The organism is Jannaschia rubra (genome assembly GCF_001403735.1).
Taxonomy (GTDB): Bacteria; Pseudomonadota; Alphaproteobacteria; order Rhodobacterales; family Rhodobacteraceae; genus Jannaschia; species Jannaschia rubra.
In genome coordinates, this window is sequence record NZ_CXPG01000014.1 from 10001 (window position 1) to 25514 (window position 15514).

The 15514-nt window shown below is 67.6% G+C and carries 16 protein-coding genes; 6 read left to right on the top strand and 10 right to left on the bottom strand.

The window, feature by feature from the left end; all coding sequences use genetic code 11:
- Positions 1–181 precede the first annotated feature (181 nt).
- From msrQ to ahcY, 8 genes are all read right to left on the bottom strand, one after another.
- Positions 182–793 carry a protein-methionine-sulfoxide reductase heme-binding subunit MsrQ gene (gene msrQ / locus JAN5088_RS05945; RefSeq protein WP_055681901.1) on the bottom strand — a complete coding sequence of 204 codons (612 nt, stop codon included), beginning with the start codon at positions 791–793 and terminating at the stop codon, positions 182–184.
- A complete protein-coding gene (msrP, locus tag JAN5088_RS05950; protein WP_055681902.1) occupies positions 793–1686 on the bottom strand; it encodes a protein-methionine-sulfoxide reductase catalytic subunit MsrP in 894 nt (297 codons plus the stop codon). The genes msrQ and msrP overlap by 1 nt, the downstream gene beginning before the upstream one ends.
- Positions 1687–1865: 179 nt before the next feature.
- A complete protein-coding gene (locus JAN5088_RS05955) occupies positions 1866–2342 on the bottom strand; it encodes a fasciclin domain-containing protein (RefSeq protein WP_055681903.1) in 477 nt (158 codons plus the stop codon).
- A gap of 226 nt (positions 2343–2568) precedes the next feature.
- Entirely contained in the window at positions 2569–5184 is a 2616-nt protein-coding gene (gene clpB, locus JAN5088_RS05960) for an ATP-dependent chaperone ClpB (RefSeq protein WP_055681904.1), read from the bottom strand.
- 178 nt (positions 5185–5362) lie between these two features.
- A complete protein-coding gene (locus JAN5088_RS05965) occupies positions 5363–5704 on the bottom strand; it encodes a DUF2853 family protein (RefSeq protein WP_055681905.1) in 342 nt (113 codons plus the stop codon).
- Between the two features lie 169 nt (positions 5705–5873).
- Positions 5874–6959: a PRC-barrel domain-containing protein gene (locus JAN5088_RS05970; protein ID WP_074962429.1), complete on the bottom strand. Its 1086-nt coding sequence runs from the start codon at positions 6957–6959 to the stop codon at positions 5874–5876.
- A 132-nt stretch (positions 6960–7091) separates the two neighbouring features.
- Entirely contained in the window at positions 7092–7631 is a 540-nt protein-coding gene (locus JAN5088_RS05975) for a PRC-barrel domain-containing protein (protein ID WP_055681907.1), read from the bottom strand.
- Positions 7632–7831: 200 nt separating this feature from the next.
- Positions 7832–9223 (bottom strand): adenosylhomocysteinase, encoded by a 1392-nt coding sequence (gene ahcY / locus JAN5088_RS05980; RefSeq protein ID WP_177220037.1) that lies wholly within the window; start codon positions 9221–9223, stop codon positions 7832–7834.
- Positions 9224–9352: 129 nt separating this feature from the next.
- Between ahcY and JAN5088_RS05985 the strand changes: the two genes are divergently transcribed.
- Genes JAN5088_RS05985 through JAN5088_RS06000 form a run of 4 tightly spaced genes read left to right on the top strand, consistent with a single transcriptional unit; the run spans position 9353 to position 11492 of the window.
- Complete coding sequence (locus tag JAN5088_RS05985; protein ID WP_055681909.1) at positions 9353–9922, top strand: YceI family protein; 570 nt, start codon at positions 9353–9355, stop codon at positions 9920–9922.
- A 52-nt stretch (positions 9923–9974) separates the two neighbouring features.
- Positions 9975–10586: an HD domain-containing protein gene (locus tag JAN5088_RS05990; protein ID WP_055681910.1), complete on the top strand. Its 612-nt coding sequence runs from the start codon at positions 9975–9977 to the stop codon at positions 10584–10586.
- On the top strand, positions 10583–11062 hold the full coding sequence (locus JAN5088_RS05995; RefSeq protein WP_055681911.1) for a GNAT family N-acetyltransferase: 480 nt from the start codon (positions 10583–10585) through the stop codon (positions 11060–11062). Before JAN5088_RS05990 ends, JAN5088_RS05995 begins: the two co-directional genes overlap by 4 nt.
- Before the next feature lie 31 nt (positions 11063–11093).
- Positions 11094–11492, top strand: coding sequence for a DUF2177 family protein (locus tag JAN5088_RS06000; protein WP_055681912.1), 399 nt, complete (start codon positions 11094–11096; stop codon positions 11490–11492).
- A gap of 4 nt (positions 11493–11496) precedes the next feature.
- Here JAN5088_RS06000 and JAN5088_RS06005 read toward each other — a convergent pair whose 3' ends face one another.
- Positions 11497–11838: a hypothetical protein gene (locus tag JAN5088_RS06005; RefSeq protein WP_143114561.1), complete on the bottom strand. Its 342-nt coding sequence runs from the start codon at positions 11836–11838 to the stop codon at positions 11497–11499.
- Positions 11835–12386, bottom strand: coding sequence for an ActR/PrrA/RegA family redox response regulator transcription factor (locus JAN5088_RS06010; RefSeq protein ID WP_055681914.1), 552 nt, complete (start codon positions 12384–12386; stop codon positions 11835–11837). Before JAN5088_RS06010 ends, JAN5088_RS06005 begins: the two co-directional genes overlap by 4 nt.
- Positions 12387–12465: 79 nt before the next feature.
- Here JAN5088_RS06010 and regB point away from each other — a divergent pair, with 79 nt between their 5' ends.
- Together regB and JAN5088_RS06020 are read left to right on the top strand one after the other, a co-directional pair.
- On the top strand, positions 12466–13824 hold the full coding sequence (gene regB, locus JAN5088_RS06015) for a sensor histidine kinase RegB (protein WP_055682235.1): 1359 nt from the start codon (positions 12466–12468) through the stop codon (positions 13822–13824).
- A 93-nt stretch (positions 13825–13917) separates the two neighbouring features.
- The gene (locus tag JAN5088_RS06020) at positions 13918–15501 is read left to right on the top strand and encodes a PAS-domain containing protein (protein ID WP_055681915.1); all 1584 of its coding nucleotides are present in this window, start codon (positions 13918–13920) and stop codon (positions 15499–15501) included.
- The last annotated feature ends 13 nt before the right edge of the window (positions 15502–15514 follow it).

A 15514-nucleotide genomic window follows, 5' to 3' on the forward strand; every position in this document is an offset into this window, starting at 1 on the left:
ACGCTTCCAGTAATGACCATATATATCAGCGTATTAGGTGAACATCTTTTTGTCGAACCGATCCAGGTTGCCTCGCCGGCCTTCCGCTGGGTGATGTCTTCGTTTGCACGAAAGTTGCCCCATAAACCTTACTTCCGGATGTTAAGTTACGAAGCCGGCAAAATCGTCCGACTCGCCGACGTTACCAGCGGCGAATCCAGGCGAATCTTGCCCCGACGAGGAGAATCGCCGCGCCGAGGTAGGTCAGCGATTCCACCGTCCAGACCTTCTCCTGCATGACGAAGTGCACTCCCCCCAACAAAACGGCGACATAGACGAGTCGATGCAGGCGCCCCCAGGCCTTGGCGCCCAGCCTTCGGATCGCCCCCTGCCAAGACGTCGCCGCCAGCGGGATCAGAAGAACGAACGCCGCGAAGCCTACCGTCAGATACGGGCGCTTCGCGATCTCCGCGCCGATCATGGTCCATCGGAGCTGAAGGTCGAGCGTGAGCCAGACAAGGAAATGCAGGGCGATGTAGCCGAAGGCCAGAAGGCCGAGCACCTTGCGGAACTTCAGAAGGTTGATCCGGAAAAACCGCAGCAACGGACTGATGGTCAGCGAGGCCAGAAGGAACTGCAGCGACAGCAATCCCAGCTCAAGTTCGAGCGTTTTGACAGGATCGAAACCCAACTGCCCTGCAACTGCGCGATACAGAAGCCATGCGCCCGGCATCATGCCGATGAGGTAGACGGGCCAGGCCGGAACCTTCCGGGCAACGCCCGTCACCGCGGGCCCGAACGCAGCCACCGCCATTAGAAGTTCGCTCGCAGGTCCATCCCGTCATAGAGCGACGCCACCTGGTCTGCGTATCCATTGAACGGCAAGGTCGGAATCCGGCCACCGAACAGCCCCGCGCCGATCACGCGCTCGGATGCCTGGCTCCAGCGTGGGTGGTCCACCTCGGGATTCACGTTGGCGTAGAAACCGTATTCGTCGGCATTGGTATCCTGCCAGGTCGCGAACGGCTGGTCCTCCACCAGAGAGATGCGGACGATCGACTTGATCGACTTGAAGCCGTATTTCCATGGCACGACCAGCCGCATCGGCGCGCCGTTCTGGTTGGGGATCGGGCGGCCGTAGATGCCCGTCGCCATCATGGTCAGCGGATGCATCGCCTCGTCGAGGCGCAGCCCCTCGCGGTACGGCCAGTCGAGGATGGGGCGCCGCACGCCGGGCATCACCTCGGGAAGGACCGCCGTCTCGAAAGCCACGAACTTCGCATCATCCTGCACGCCCACCTTTTCAAGCAGACGGCTCAGCGCGAACCCGTTCCACGGAATGACCATCGACCAGGCTTCGACACAGCGGAACCGATAGATGCGCTCCTCGGTCGGGATATCGCCGATCAGATCGTCCAGAAGATAGTCGCCCGGCCTGTCGACCAGCCCGTCCACCTTGACCGTCCAGGGGGAGGTCTCCATCGCGGGGGCGTTCTTCGACGGGTCCCCCTTGCCGGTGCCGAACTCGTAGAAGTTGTTGTAGCCGGTGATCTCGTCCCATTCGTTGGGCTCCAGATCCTCCGCACGGGCCCGTGCACCCAGACCAGCAGCCAGCGACCCGGCCCCCAGCCCCGCGATGAGCTGCCGGCGGTTGAGCCAGAAACGCTCCGGCGTGACATCGCTGCGGGTCAGATCGGGCTTGAACATGGTCGCTCCTGCTTGCTGTCGGTCGAGGTTCACATCTAGGGCATCGGCCGCCTGCGTGAAACGAAAGCGGGCGACCCTCACGTGAATGTAACTCCTCATCGTCCACAAAGGATCGGTTCCTTCACGAAAAAGGCCCCGGAATCTCTCCGGGGCCGTCTCATTTCAGGATGAAGTGCAGGTCACTCGGGCAGCATCACCGTGTCGATCACGTGGATCACGCCGTTGGACGCCTCGACGTCTGCCTGCGTCACGGTCGCGTCGCCGAGCATGACGGCATCGCCGTCCATGGAGACGGTCAACGTCTGATCGCCCGCGGTGGTGGCTTCCATGCCGTCGGAAAGGTCGCCGGACATCACCTTGCCCGGAACGACGTGATACATCAGGATCGAGGTAAGCTGATCCTTGTTCTCCGGCATCAGAAGCGTTTCGACGGTGCCATCGGGCAGGGCGGCGAAGGCTTCGTCGGTCGGCGCGAAGACCGTCAGCGGCCCCTCGCCTTTCAGCGTCTCGACCAACCCGGCCGCTTCGGCGGCGGCCAGAAGGGTCGTGAAGTTGCCCTGGGCCGCTGCGGTGTCGACGATGTCCATGTCCTGCGCGAAGGCAGGTGTGGAAAGGGCGGTGACAGCGGTCAGTGCGATGAAGGTTCTGCGAAACATATCGGTATTCTCCCATCAGGTGATGTGCGGGGCCTTCTGGCATCCACATGGAACACTACGGCCCGTACCCCGTGGCGGTTTCCGCCGATCGCGGTATTTCCCTATCACATCTGCGATTGTGCCTGTTTACGCACCAGAACCGGCGGAAACTCGCCCGTTCCGTGTTCAGCCCTCACGAAAGGGGGCGGCCCGAAGACCGCCCCTCATCTAGGTTCCGCAGCTCAGATCAGTGAACCACCGCATCCTCGGGGGGGCGATGGTCCGACGTGGCCAGGCGGTCGCCAATGACCAGACCGTCGGGCCCCGCGCGGACCGGGATGACGCTGCCGTCGCCCACGTCCCCTGACAGCAGCATCTCGGCGAGCGGGTTCTGCAGGCTACGCTGGATGACCCGCTTCAGCGGGCGCGCCCCGAAGACCGGATCGTAACCTTCCTCCGCCAGCCAGGACCGCGCGCTGTCGTCGAGCTGCAGCGTGATGTGGCGCCCCGCAAGGCGCCGCACCAGACGTGCGATCTGAATATCGACGATCCCCGCCATGTCGCTCCGCGCCAGACGGTCGAAGATGATCGTCTCGTCCAGGCGGTTCAGGAACTCCGGCCGGAAGTGGGCGCGCACGGCGTCCATCACGTCCCGCTTGGCCTCCGCCGGATCGGCTCCGTCGGGCAGACGGCTCAGCGCCTGCGTGCCGAGGTTCGACGTCAGGATGATCAGCGTCTGCTTGAAATCGACCGTCCGTCCCTGCCCGTCGGTCAGCACGCCGTCATCCAGCACCTGAAGCAGCACGTTGAACACGTCCGGATGCGCCTTCTCGACCTCGTCGAACAGCACGACCTGATAGGGCCGGCGCCGCACGGCTTCCGTCAGCACACCGCCCTCCTCATAACCGACATACCCCGGAGGTGCGCCGATCAGACGGGCCACGGAGTGCTTCTCCATGAACTCCGACATGTCGATGCGGACCATGGCGCCATCATCGTCGAACAGGAATTCGGCCAGCGCCTTGGTCAGCTCGGTCTTGCCGACGCCCGTCGGTCCGAGGAACAGGAAGCTGCCCAGCGGCCGCGCCTCGTCGTTCAGACCCGCGCGCGCCCGGCGCACGGCATTCGACACGGCGGTGACGGCCTGACGCTGACCGATGACACGGCGGCCAAGCTCTTCCTCCATGCGCAGCAGCTTCTCGCGCTCGCCTTCCAGCATCCGCGCGACCGGGATGCCGGTCCAGCGTTCCACGACGCTCGCGATCTGCTCGGGGCGCACGGCCTCCTCGACCATCATGTCGCCTTCGCGGCTCTCGGCCTCGGCCAGTTCCTTCTCCAGCGAGGGGATGCGTCCGTACTGCAGCTCGCCCGCCTTGCCGAAGTTGCCCTCGCGCTTGGCCTGGTCCAACTCGACGCGCGCGTGATCCAGCCGCTCCTTCAGGTCGCGCGCCGACTCCAGCTTGTCGCGCTCGGCCTGCCAGGCGGCGGTCATCTCCGACGACTGCTCCTGCAGGTCGCCCAACTCCCGCTCCAGCTTCTCGAGCCGGTCCTTCGACGCCTGGTCGTCCTCCAGCCGCAACGCCTCGACCTCGATCTGCTTCTGCAGGATGTCGCGGTCCAGCGCGTCCAGTTCCTCGGGCTTGGAATCCACCTCCATCCGCAGGCGGCTCGCGGCCTCGTCCACAAGGTCAATGGCCTTGTCGGGCAGGAACCGGTCGGTGATGTAGCGGTTCGACAGCGTCGCCGCCGCCACCAGCGCAGAATCCGAGACCCGCACCCCGTGGTGCAGCTCGTACTTCTCCTTGATGCCGCGCAGAATGCTGATGGTGTCCTGCACCGTCGGCTCCTCGACCAGCAGCGGCTGGAACCTCCGCGCCAGCGCCGCGTCCTTCTCGACGTACTTGCGATATTCGTCGAGCGTGGTCGCACCGATGCAGTGCAGCTCGCCCCGCGCCAGAGCCGGCTTGATCAGGTTCGCGGCATCCATCGCGCCATCGCCCTTTCCAGCGCCGACCAGCGTGTGCATCTCGTCGATGAACAGGATGATCTCGCCCGCGGCTGCGGTGACTTCGGACAGGACGGCCTTCAGCCGCTCCTCGAACTCGCCGCGATATTTCGCGCCCGCGATCAGCGCACCCATATCGAGCGCCATCAGACGCTTGTTGCGCAGGCTCTCCGGCACGTCGCCGTCGACAATCCGCAGCGCAAGGCCCTCGGCGATGGCGGTCTTGCCGACGCCCGGCTCACCGATCAGGACGGGGTTGTTCTTCGTGCGCCGCGACAACACCTGCATGGCGCGGCGGATCTCCTCGTCGCGGCCGATGATCGGGTCGATCTTGCCCTCGCGCGCGGCCTCTGTCAGGTCGCGGGCGTATTTCGATAGCGCCTCATAGGTGTCCTCCGCCGAAGCGGAATCGGCTGTCCGGCCCTTGCGGACCTCGTTGATCGCGGCGTTCAGCGCCTGGGCGTTCACCGCGCCCGCGTCCAGCGCCTCCTTGGCCTTCGACTTGACCATGGCCAGCGCCATCAGCACCCGCTCGACGGGCACGAAGCTGTCTCCGGCCTTCTTGGCCACCGTCTCGGCCTCGTCCAGAACGCGTGTCAATTCGCGCGACAGGAACACCTGCCCCGCGTCGCCCGACACCTTGGGCAGCTTGGCCACCGACACGTCCACCGCCTGCCGCACCCGGTCGGGCGCGCCCCCTGCGGCCGCGATCAGATTGGCTGCCATGCCCTGTTCGTCGTCCATGATCGCCTTGAGCAGGTGCTCGGGCATCAACTGCTGGTTGCCTTCGCGCGTGGCGATCGTCTGGGCTGCCTGCAGAAAGCCGCGCGCCCGTTCGGTGAACTTTTCCATGTTCATGGGATACTCCTTCGAAAAGCGTCCGCATTCCTGCGCCCGCCCCTGTCGGGCACGGCCGCGTCGCGGACCTCAATGAGCAAGATGGGGGCCGCCCCCGCGCCCCGCAAGCCCTGTTCCCCGAACGCAAACTGGTGCCGGACCGGTCGGTGGACACCCGTGGAAACGCGGTGATCTCGTATCAGCCGTAGACGCTTTCCTTGCCGAAGTGCTTGGTCAAAAGATAGTAGACGACGGCCCGATATTTGCTCCGCTCGGACCTGCCGTATTTGTCCATGACGGTATCGATCCCCTCGTCCAGCTTCGGGCCGTCGCTCAGGCCCAGCTTCTTGATGAGGAAATTGTTCTTCAACGTCTCCATCTCGCCGGGCTGGCTCGCCGCGACGGTCTCGCTGTCGGAATTGTAGATCGAGGGTCCGCAACCGATGGTCACCTTCCGTAGAAGGTCCATGTCCGGCTCCTCGCCGATCTTGCCGCGGATGGTACCCGCGTATTTTCCGATCAGTTCGTCGCGTTTGCTCATCGTTCGGTCCCTTCTGTCATGATGCGGAGGCCGGGCCTCCGGGCGGCATGATCGCGCCCGCTTCTGCGAAAAGAAAGTGAAACCTCGGGTCCGTCCCGATGCCCGGATCGACGGCCCAATAGAAAAGGCCCCCGAAACGGGGGCCCCTCCTGTCACGATGGCGGTCGGCTTACAGGTCGCCGACGAGCGTGTCTGTGGGGACAAGCTCACCCGCATTGCTGTCCCAGGCGGGCATGCCCTGCAGTTCGCTTTCGGTCATCGAATTCAGGACGACGACACCGTCGCGCACCTCGAGTTCGTCGAGCGGAATGGCGACGCTGTGCTTGCCGAGCCCGAGGAACCCGCCGACACCGACCACGGCCGCGACTTCGTCGCCCATCATGACGACCCCGTCGATCTTGCCGAGGTTGTTGCCGGTCTCGCCCATGACGTCGACACCGTTCAGGTCACCAACGCGATATTCCGCGAACATGGCATAGCGGCTGTCCATGTCGGCATCGACCGCGACGTTCGCATCGCCCGTCTCCTCGATCTGGACTTCGGCCTCGGCCTGTTCCACGGCCACGTCGGCACCTTCGGCTTCCTCGATGTTCACCACCGGATCGGCCTCGGTCACGTTGACGTCGCCGCCACCTTCCTGTTCGATCTGGACGTCGGCATCGGCCTGCTCGACAGCCACTTCGGCGGCGTCGGCGCGGTTCACGCGGACTTCGGGCTCAGCCGAGGTCACGTTCACCTGCGGTTCGGCCTCCTCGATCGTGATGCGCGGCTCGGGGCGCACGAAACGAACGATCGGCTCGGGCTGATCGACGGAGATCTCGGGCTGGGAAGTCGACACGTTCACGTCGGGCTCAGGCATCCGTACGGTGACGACCGGCTCGGGGATGGTCACCAGGACCTCGGGCTGCGCCTGCTCGATCGTGATGATCGGAGCCTGCTGCTCGACCGTCACGGTCGGTTCGGCCACGGTCACGGTGATCTCGGGCTCGGCCTGTTCGACCAGAACCTCCGGACGCGCCTGATCGACGGTCACGGTGGGGTCGGCGACGGTGACGTCGACGTCCGCGTCGGGCTGTTCGACGACGATCTGGCCGCCCATCGCACCCGTGGTCGCATCGGCGTCGATCGGATTGCCGTCCGCGTCCAGAACGATCTGGGCGTCATCGGTTGGGGTCGTGGCGTCCTGGGCGAACGCGCCAGTGGCGAGCAGTGCAGCGGTGGCGACACTGCCGAGAAGCAGCTTGTGCGTGGTCATCGGAATCTCCCGGTTTTCTGTTTGCAGTGCCATCTCAACAAGTGACTCTGCGACAGGTTCCTTACGTTCCGCGATCGGCATGATCCGGCCGGTGGCCGAACGGGCGGGCCGGGTCGCCCCGGCCCGTCGCGCTCACTCCGTGGGCGCGGTGGCCGGGTCGGCCGCGGGGTCGGCGGGAACGGCCTCAGGGACAGGCTCCCCCGAGACGGTGACATCCATGGGAAGCTCCTCGCCCATGCCATCGTACTCCGGCATCGCCTCCAGCGCCTCCCGGTCGAGGGCCTGCAGCAGCAGCATCCCCTCCGCCGGGGCCAGTTCGGTCAGCGGCACGGCGACCTTGTGCTCGCCCAGTCCCAGGAACCCGCCGACACCCAGGACCGCCATGATCGTACCGCCCGCGGACACGAGGCTTTCCACCTCGCCCACCGAATCCCCGGCATTCGTGGTGACGTTCTGGCCGATAACATCGGCGACCGGCATGTCGGCGAAGGCGCCCGGCGCGTCCGTAGCGGCGGGGTCGGCGGGGGCGACCTCGGGCGCCGCGGTTGCGGCTTCGGGCGCGGCCGCTTCCGGCGCGGCGGGGTCCGTTGTCGTGGCGTCCTGTGCAAAGGCCGGCGCCAGGGAACTCGCCAGCAACAGGGCGCTGGCGCTCAGGGAAACGCGTAGGGACATCGCAGGGCTCCTCAGAATGATCTGCACCGGCAGGATGGGCCGGCCGGGAAAGCCTAGGCCTCCCCCGCGCCCTTTCGCGCCCGCCATCCGTGCGGCATCCGCAAGCCGCTGCTTTCCGCTCAAACCGGCCCATGGCGCAGGCACGAAAACGCCGCGCCCCGGATCTCTGCGGAACGCGGCCGGAAATCGCCGACGACGCCTCAGTAGCGGTAGTGTTCCGGCTTGAAGGGCCCCGCCACGGTCACGCCGATATAATCGGCCTGCTCCTTGCGAAGTTCGGTCAGCTTCACGCCGATCCGCGCGAGATGCAGCCGCGCCACCTTCTCGTCGAGATGCTTGGGCAGGATGTAGACGCCGGGCTTGTAATCGTCGCCCTTCGTCCAAAGCTCGATCTGCGCCAGCACCTGGTTGGTGAAGGACGCGGACATGACGAACGAGGGATGTCCCGTCGCGTTGCCCAGGTTCAGAAGACGCCCCTGCGACAGCAGGATGATCCGGTTGCCGGACGGCATCTCGATCATGTCCACCTGATCCTTGACGTTGGTCCACTTGTGGTTGCGCAGCGACGCGACCTGGATCTCGTTGTCGAAGTGGCCGATGTTGCCGACGATGGCCATGTCCTTCATCTCGCGCATGTGCTCGATCCGGATGACGTCGCGGTTGCCGGTGGTGGTGATGAAGATGTCCGCCGTCTCGACGGCATCCTCCAATGTCACCACCTCATAGCCATCCATCGCCGCCTGCAGCGCGCAGATCGGATCGACCTCCGTCACCTTCACCCGCGCGCCCGCGCCCGACAGCGAGGCCGCCGACCCCTTGCCCACGTCGCCATAGCCGCAGACGACGGCGACCTTGCCGGCCATCATCGTGTCCGTGGCCCGCCGGATGCCGTCCACCAGCGATTCCTTGCAGCCGTACTTGTTGTCGAACTTCGATTTGGTGACGGAGTCGTTCACGTTGATCGCCGGGAACGGCAGCAGGCCCTTGCGGTGCAGGTCATACAGGCGGTGCACGCCGGTCGTCGTCTCCTCCGACACGCCGCGGATCGCGTCGCGGGTGCGGGTGAACCAGCCCGGGCTCTCCTCCATGCGCTGCCGGATCTGCGCGAAGATAGCCTCCTCCTCCTCCGAGGTGGGCACGTCGAGCAATTCGGTTTCGCCCCCCTCGACCCGCGCTCCGAGCAGGATATAGAGCGTCGCGTCCCCGCCATCGTCCAGGATCATGTTCGCACCGTCGGCGAACTGGAACGAGCGATCGAGATAGTCCCAATGCTCCACGAGCGACTGCCCCTTGACCGCGAAGACCGGCGTCCCGCCTGCCGCGATGGCCGCCGCGGCATGGTCCTGCGTCGAGAAGATGTTGCACGAGGCCCAGCGGACATCGGCGCCCAGGGCCACCAGCGTCTCGATCAGGACGGCGGTCTGGATCGTCATGTGCAGGCTTCCGACGATCCGCGCGCCGGCCAGCGGCTTCGCCTCGCCGAACTCCTCGCGCAGCGCCATCAGGCCGGGCATCTCGGTCTCGGCGATGTCCATCTCGCGGCGGCCGTATGCGGCCAGGTCGACGTCCTTGACGACGTAATCGCTCATCACTCGCTCTCCTGCGGAAATCCGTTGCGGCGGGCCTAGCAGGCGCAGGATCACGGCACAACGCGGCCGGTGGCCTCACGCGGGGCGCGCTGCTAGCCTCCGCCCGTTGCACCCCCGACACGGACCCCGATCATGCGCCTTCCCTTCGCCGTCCTCCTCGCGCTGTTTCCCCTGCCCGTCGCCGCCGACTGGACCCTGTCCGGCGACGCCTCGACGCTGGCCTTCGTGAGCATCAAGAACGGCAGGACCGCCGAGACCCACGGCTTCACCGACCTGACCGGCACCGTCTCCGATGCGGGCGAGGTCGAGATCTCGATCCCCCTCGCCTCGGTCGAGACGTCGAGCCGCGTCTACGGCGAGCGGATGAAGGCCTTCCTGTTCCGCGTCGCCCATTTTCCCGAAGCCACCGTCACCGCGACCGTCGACATGGACGCCTTGGCCCTCATGGCCGATGGCACGCGCCGCACGGCCCTCATCGACCTGACCCTTACCGCGAACGGACGAACCGCCGAATACCCGGCGGAGGTCTCCGTCACCCGGATCGGCGAAGACGCCGTGACCGTCGGCACGACGCGCCCCGTGATCGTCGACGCACGCGACCTCGGCTATGAAGACGGCATCGAAAAACTGCGCGCGCTCGCCAATCTCGACGCCATCGCCTCCGCCGTGCCAGTCACCTTCGACCTGATGTTCAAGCGGTGACGTGGCGCCCCGACGCGCTTGCATCGCCGGCCGTCGCCGCTACGACAGGGGCATGACACGCAACGCCCCTCCCGCACGCGCCTGGCAGCGGATGCTGTCGGGCCGCCGTCTCGACCTGCTCGACCCGACGCCCATGGACATCGAGGTCGAGGACATCGCCCACGGCCTGGCCTTCGTCGCGCGCTGGAACGGCCAGACCCGCGGCGACTGGCCCTATTCGGTGGCCGAACACTCGCTGCTGGTGGTCGACATCCTCGGGCGCATCGACCCCGATGCAGGGCCCCGCGACCTGCTGACGGCCTTGCTCCACGACGCGCCGGAATACGTCATCGGCGACATGATCTCGCCCGTGAAGGCCGCCGTGGGGCCGGGCTACGGCGCGCTCGACGACAGGCTCCAGGCGGCGATCAATCTGCGCTTCGGACTGCCCGCCGCGACACCGCCGCGCCTCAAGGCGCGCATCAAGAAGGCCGACCGCCTCTCCGCCTGGCTGGAGGCGGTGCAGATCGCGGGTTTCGCGCAGCCCGAAGCCGACCGCTTCTTCGGTCGCCCGCCGCCTGACCTGCTCGCGGACCTGCATATCACGCTCCGCCCCCCGGCCGAAGCGCGCGCCGCCTATCTGGCGCGACACGCGGCCCTGCTCGCCGACTGCGACGGCCGATGACGCGCATCCACGTCCGCCCCGGCCGGCCCTTCGACGCGGGCGCCATGGCCGCCCTGCTCAACGCGATCATCGCGCGGGGCGGCTCCACCGCCTTCACCACGCCGGTCACGGGGGACGTCCTGCGCGACTGGATGGCGGCAGGCGATGCCTGGCACGTGGCGGAGCAGGACGGCGACGTGATCGGCTTCCAATGGGTCGGCCCCCACGCCGACCTGCCCGCCGACACTTGCGACATCGCCACCTTCGTGGCGCTCGACCGTCACGGTCTGGGCGTGGGCTCGGCCCTGTTCGATGCCTCCCGCCGCGCCGCGCGCGACCGCGGTTACCGCTTCATCGTGGCCGTCATCCGCGCGGACAACGCGGGCGGCCTCGCCTACTACGGCTCCCGCGGGTTCGAGATCACGCGCCACCTGCCTTCGCAGCGCCTCGACGACGGCACGACCGTCGACAAAGTCTTAACCTCCTATCGCCTATGAGGGCCCCCGACAGGCCATCGAAGGAACACCGATGCAGTTCTTCCTCCTCTACCTGACCACGCTCACGGTCTTCGCCGTTCTGGATGCGGCGGGGCTGACCTTCGTGATGAAGCCCCTGTTCCAGCGTCATCTGGGCGACCTCTTGCTCAGCCCGATCAACCTCGCGCCGGCCGTCGGCTTCTACCTGTTCTACATTGCCGGCCTGGTCTGGCTCGTCTCAATGCCCGCGCTGCGGGACGGCTCGGTGGGTCAGGCAGCGCTGAACGGCGCGATCCTCGGGGCGCTGGCCTATGGCACCTATGAGTTCACCAACATGTCGACGCTCCGTGGATGGGACTGGACGATGGTTGCGGTCGATACGTCCTGGGGCACGCTGCTCACCGCCTGCTCGGCCGCCGCGGGGGTCTGGGCCGTGCGCCTGATGGCCTGACCGCTCAGGCGCAGGACAAGCCCGCGCGGTCCGATACGCTGTCCCAGCCGACAAAGGTCCGGCCGCGGAACACGAGCCGCAGGCCGCCTGCCGTGGCATAGGCGTCGCGCCCGCTGCCGCAGGGGACGGGCCGGGGTGCGACCCCCTCGATCCGCGCGACGGTGTCCAGCACGCCAGGCCGGTCGCGCCCGAAGCCGATCTCGCGCCCGCCCGACCCCGCGACGTCGAGCCCGCCGGGCGCCGGAACGAGCGTCAGCCCGGCCAGCCGGGTTGACCCTCCGCCCGTCGCCCCCGGCGCGCAGGCCGTGAGCGCCACAACCGAAAGCACCGCGCAGGCTGCCCTCACCTCGGCGACCGCTTGGCCAGGATGCGCTGCAACGTCCGCCGGTGCATGTTGAGCCGACGTGCCGTCTCGGAGACGTTGCGTTCGCACAGCTCGTAGACCCGCTGGATATGCTCCCACCGGACGCGGTCGGCCGACATCGGGTTCTCCGGCGGCGGCGGCAGACCCCCGTCACCGACGAGCAGCGCCTGCACGATGTCGTTGGCGTCCGCCGGCTTCGACAGGTAATCCGTGGCCCCGATCTTGACCGCCGCGACAGCCGTGGCGATCGCCCCGTATCCGGTCAGCACGACGACCCGCGCGTCGGGCCGCTTCTCGCGCAGCCGTTCCACGACGTCGAGCCCATTGCCGTCCTCGAGCCGCAGGTCCACCACCGCATAGGCGGGGGGGCGGGCCGTGGCGCGTGCGATCCCCTCGGTGACCGACAGCACGGCCTCGACCTCGAACCCCCGTTTCGCCATGGCCCGTTCCAGCCGCCGCAGGAACGGTTCGTCGTCGTCCACAAGAAGAAGGGTCCGGTCCGGTCCGATCTCCCGGATGGCGTCGTCCATTGCGTCTCTCCCGAAGGCCTTGTCCTTTTGGGGATATGTCGCTTTTCTGCATGCGGTCAAATGCGAGGGGCCTTCCGCCATGCCGACCCAGCCCACCCGCAGCCTGCTCCCGCCCGAGACCGGCGCGCCCCACGTGCGGCTCGGCACGCTGGTCAACCTGCGCTGGCTGGCACTCGCGGGGCAATTCATCACCGTGCTGGCGGCGCATCTGCTGCTCGACCTCGACTTCGCCTTCGGCCTCTGCCTTCTGGCCATCGGGACGGGCGCGGTGGCGAACCTCACCACCTCCGCCACCCATCCAGCCAACACCCGCCTGCCGGAGCGCGGAACCTTCGCGTTCCTGCTGTTCGACCTCGTGCAGCTGTCGGCCCTGCTGTCGCTGACCGGGGGGCTGAACAATCCCTTCGCCCTCCTGTTCATGGCGCCGGTCACGATCTCGGCGACCTCCCTGTCGCTGCGCTCGACCATGACGCTTGGGGCCATCGGCATCGCGCTCATCTCTCTTGTCGGCGGGTATCACCTGCCCTTGCGGCTGCCCGACGGCGCGGCGTTGGAACTGCCCGACCTGAACCTCATCGGCTTCTGGATCGCCATCGTCATCGGCATGGTGTTCCTGTCGGCCTTCGCCTTCCGCCTCACGCTCGAGACGGAGCGGATGTCGAACGCGCTCCTCGCCACCCAGACCGCGCTGGCACGGGAACAGAAGCTCCACGACCTGGGCGGGGTGGTGGCCGCCGCGGCACATGAACTCGGCACCCCCCTCGCCACGATCAAGCTGGTATCGTCGGAACTGGCCGAGGATCTGGCAGACCGCCCCGCGCAACGCGAAGATGCCGAACTCATCCGCTCGCAGGCCGACCGCTGCCGCGACATCCTGCAATCCATGGGCCGCGCCGGCAAGGCCGATCGCCAGGTGCGGTCCGCTCCCCTCGAGGCGGTGCTGGTCGAAGCGGCCGAACCGCATTCCGATCGCGGCATCGCCATCGCCTACAGCTGGGCGCCGCAGGGCGACGGCACGGACCGGATGCCCCGCATCCAGCGCCTGCCCGAGGTCATCCACGGCCTGCGGAACCTGATCCAGAACGCGGTGGATTTCGCCGCGTCGGAGATCTGGATCGACGGCCGCTGGACGGCGGACGAGATCGTCGTGCGGATCATCGACGACGGCGCGGGCTATCCGCCCGAAGTGCTCAACCGTCTCGGCGATCCGTTCCTGCGCAGCCCCAGGCGACTGGGCTACGACGGGATGGGGCTGGGCCTCTTCATCGCCAAGACCCTGCTGGAGCGGACCGGCGCCACGCTGTCCTTCGCCAACGGCACCGCGGGGGGCCGACGCCCGCCCGCGCGCGGCGGCGCCATCGCCGAAGCCGTCTGGCCCCGCGCCCGCATCGGCGCCGCAACCGGCGCGCTGGGCGAGAACACGCGCCTGTCGGAATAGGGCGTCGGGGACGGTTGACCCGGCGTGCCGTTAACGTCGCCTTAACCAAAATCGATGAGGCTCCCGCCATTCGTCGAAATCCCGGAGCGTCCCATGTCTTCTGCCCTTGAGATACTGGTTCCGGTGCTCGGCGGCTTTCTTGCGGCAGCGGGTGCTCTGCTGGCGGTTCTCTGGCTGGCGCCCGGCGGCCGCGCCGTCCGGCCCCCCCTCGACTCCGACAGCCTGTCCGAGCCGCGGCAGTTCCTGTTCCGCAACGGCTATCTCACCGAACACTCGCAGAACGTGTCGTTCCTGTTGCCCGACCCCATCGACCATCTGCGGGCCTGGGACGATCTGGTCGATGCGCTCTCCGACATCGGCGATGGCGTCGCAGCCGCCTTCGCCGCGCTGCGCGACGCGGGCCAGCCGTTCCGCCTGACGGGCGCCTTCGGACGCGACCGCGTCGTGGTCCTCGGGCTGCGCGACGGCCCCGAGATGCGCATCACCGTCTCGACCGCGGAGGAGCGGCAGGGCTCGCTTCGCATCGACCTGCCCAGCCTGCGCGCCATGGAGACCGAGATGTCCATGCTCGCGCGCGCGGGCGACAGCAATCCGGCGCTGAGCTGGGCCATCGACGCCGAGGGACGGGTGATCTGGTCGAACGCGGCCTACCTCGATCTCGTCGGTCGCTGCGCCGGTCCCGACGCCGCGCGGGGCTGGCCGCTGCACGCGCTGTTCCCCGACACGGGCTCGGGTCAGCCCGACCGCTCCCGCCGCAAGGCGCGCGGCCGCGACGGGCAGGAATTCTGGTTCGACGTGACAACGACCGCCGCCGATGCCGACGGCATGCGCCACGGCCACGCCATCCCGCTCGACGCCGTCATCAAGGCCGAAGACTCGCTTCGGACCTTCATCCAGACCCTGACCAAGAGCTTCGCTTTCCTGCCCAGCGGCCTCGCCATCTTCGACCGGCAGGGACAGCTCGCGCTGTTCAACCCCGCGCTCATGGACATGACCGGCCTCGACGGTGCCTGGCTGTCGCGGCGGCCGCGTCTGGCCGATTTCTTCGACGCCCTGCGCGACCGCCAGAAACTGCCCGAACCGCGCGACTACAAGACCTGGCGCGACAGCCTGACCGACATCGCCCGCACCGGAAGCCAGGGCACATACACCGAAACCTGGAGCATCGCCGACGGCACCGTGTACCGCGTCACCGGCCGGCCGCAGGGCGACGGCGCCGTCACCCTGATGCTGGAGGACGTCTCCGCGGATGTCCGCGCCGACCGTACCCACCGGACCGAGCGCGAGATGCTGGGCGGCCTGCTCGATGGGCTCGACGACGGGGTGATCGCCTTCGACGCCGAGGGGCACCGGCTGTTCTGCAACGACGCCGCGCGACGGCTGTGGTTCGGCGAGGACGGCGACGCCATGCTTCCCGCGACGCTCGACGGCTGCATCGCCTTCTGGAAGACCGTCGCCGCCCCGACCCCTGCCTGGGGCGAGCTTCGCGGTTTCCTGTTGTCCCCGGAACGGGAGCGGGCCGAGTGGTCCGAGACCGTCCGTCGCCCGGGCCAGCCGGATCTGGACCTTCGGATCGCGCCCCTGCCCGGCAACCGGATCGCGCTGTTCTTCCGCCCCGATGTGGCCGGATCGGCTCATCTGCCCGATGCGCGCCCGCTTTCCCGGCTGCACGCCTGAGGCCGCTCGCGTC

Coding starts and splice junctions, on each gene's coding strand:
- JAN5088_RS05965 (WP_055681905.1), bottom strand. CDS start 5,704: ATGAGCAAACGCGACGAACTGATCGGAAAATACGCGGGTACCATCCGC.
- JAN5088_RS06000 (WP_055681912.1), top strand. CDS start 11,094: ATGCAGTTCTTCCTCCTCTACCTGACCACGCTCACGGTCTTCGCCGTT.
- regB (WP_055682235.1), top strand. CDS start 12,466: ATGCCGACCCAGCCCACCCGCAGCCTGCTCCCGCCCGAGACCGGCGCG.
- JAN5088_RS05975 (WP_055681907.1), bottom strand. CDS start 7,631: ATGTCCCTACGCGTTTCCCTGAGCGCCAGCGCCCTGTTGCTGGCGAGT.
- JAN5088_RS06010 (WP_055681914.1), bottom strand. CDS start 12,386: ATGGACGACGCCATCCGGGAGATCGGACCGGACCGGACCCTTCTTCTT.
- clpB (WP_055681904.1), bottom strand. CDS start 5,184: ATGAACATGGAAAAGTTCACCGAACGGGCGCGCGGCTTTCTGCAGGCA.
- JAN5088_RS05990 (WP_055681910.1), top strand. CDS start 9,975: ATGACACGCAACGCCCCTCCCGCACGCGCCTGGCAGCGGATGCTGTCG.
- JAN5088_RS06020 (WP_055681915.1), top strand. CDS start 13,918: ATGTCTTCTGCCCTTGAGATACTGGTTCCGGTGCTCGGCGGCTTTCTT.
- JAN5088_RS05955 (WP_055681903.1), bottom strand. CDS start 2,342: ATGTTTCGCAGAACCTTCATCGCACTGACCGCTGTCACCGCCCTTTCC.
- JAN5088_RS05995 (WP_055681911.1), top strand. CDS start 10,583: ATGACGCGCATCCACGTCCGCCCCGGCCGGCCCTTCGACGCGGGCGCC.
- msrP (WP_055681902.1), bottom strand. CDS start 1,686: ATGTTCAAGCCCGATCTGACCCGCAGCGATGTCACGCCGGAGCGTTTC.
- msrQ (WP_055681901.1), bottom strand. CDS start 793: ATGGCGGTGGCTGCGTTCGGGCCCGCGGTGACGGGCGTTGCCCGGAAG.
- JAN5088_RS05985 (WP_055681909.1), top strand. CDS start 9,353: ATGCGCCTTCCCTTCGCCGTCCTCCTCGCGCTGTTTCCCCTGCCCGTC.
- JAN5088_RS05970 (WP_074962429.1), bottom strand. CDS start 6,959: ATGACCACGCACAAGCTGCTTCTCGGCAGTGTCGCCACCGCTGCACTG.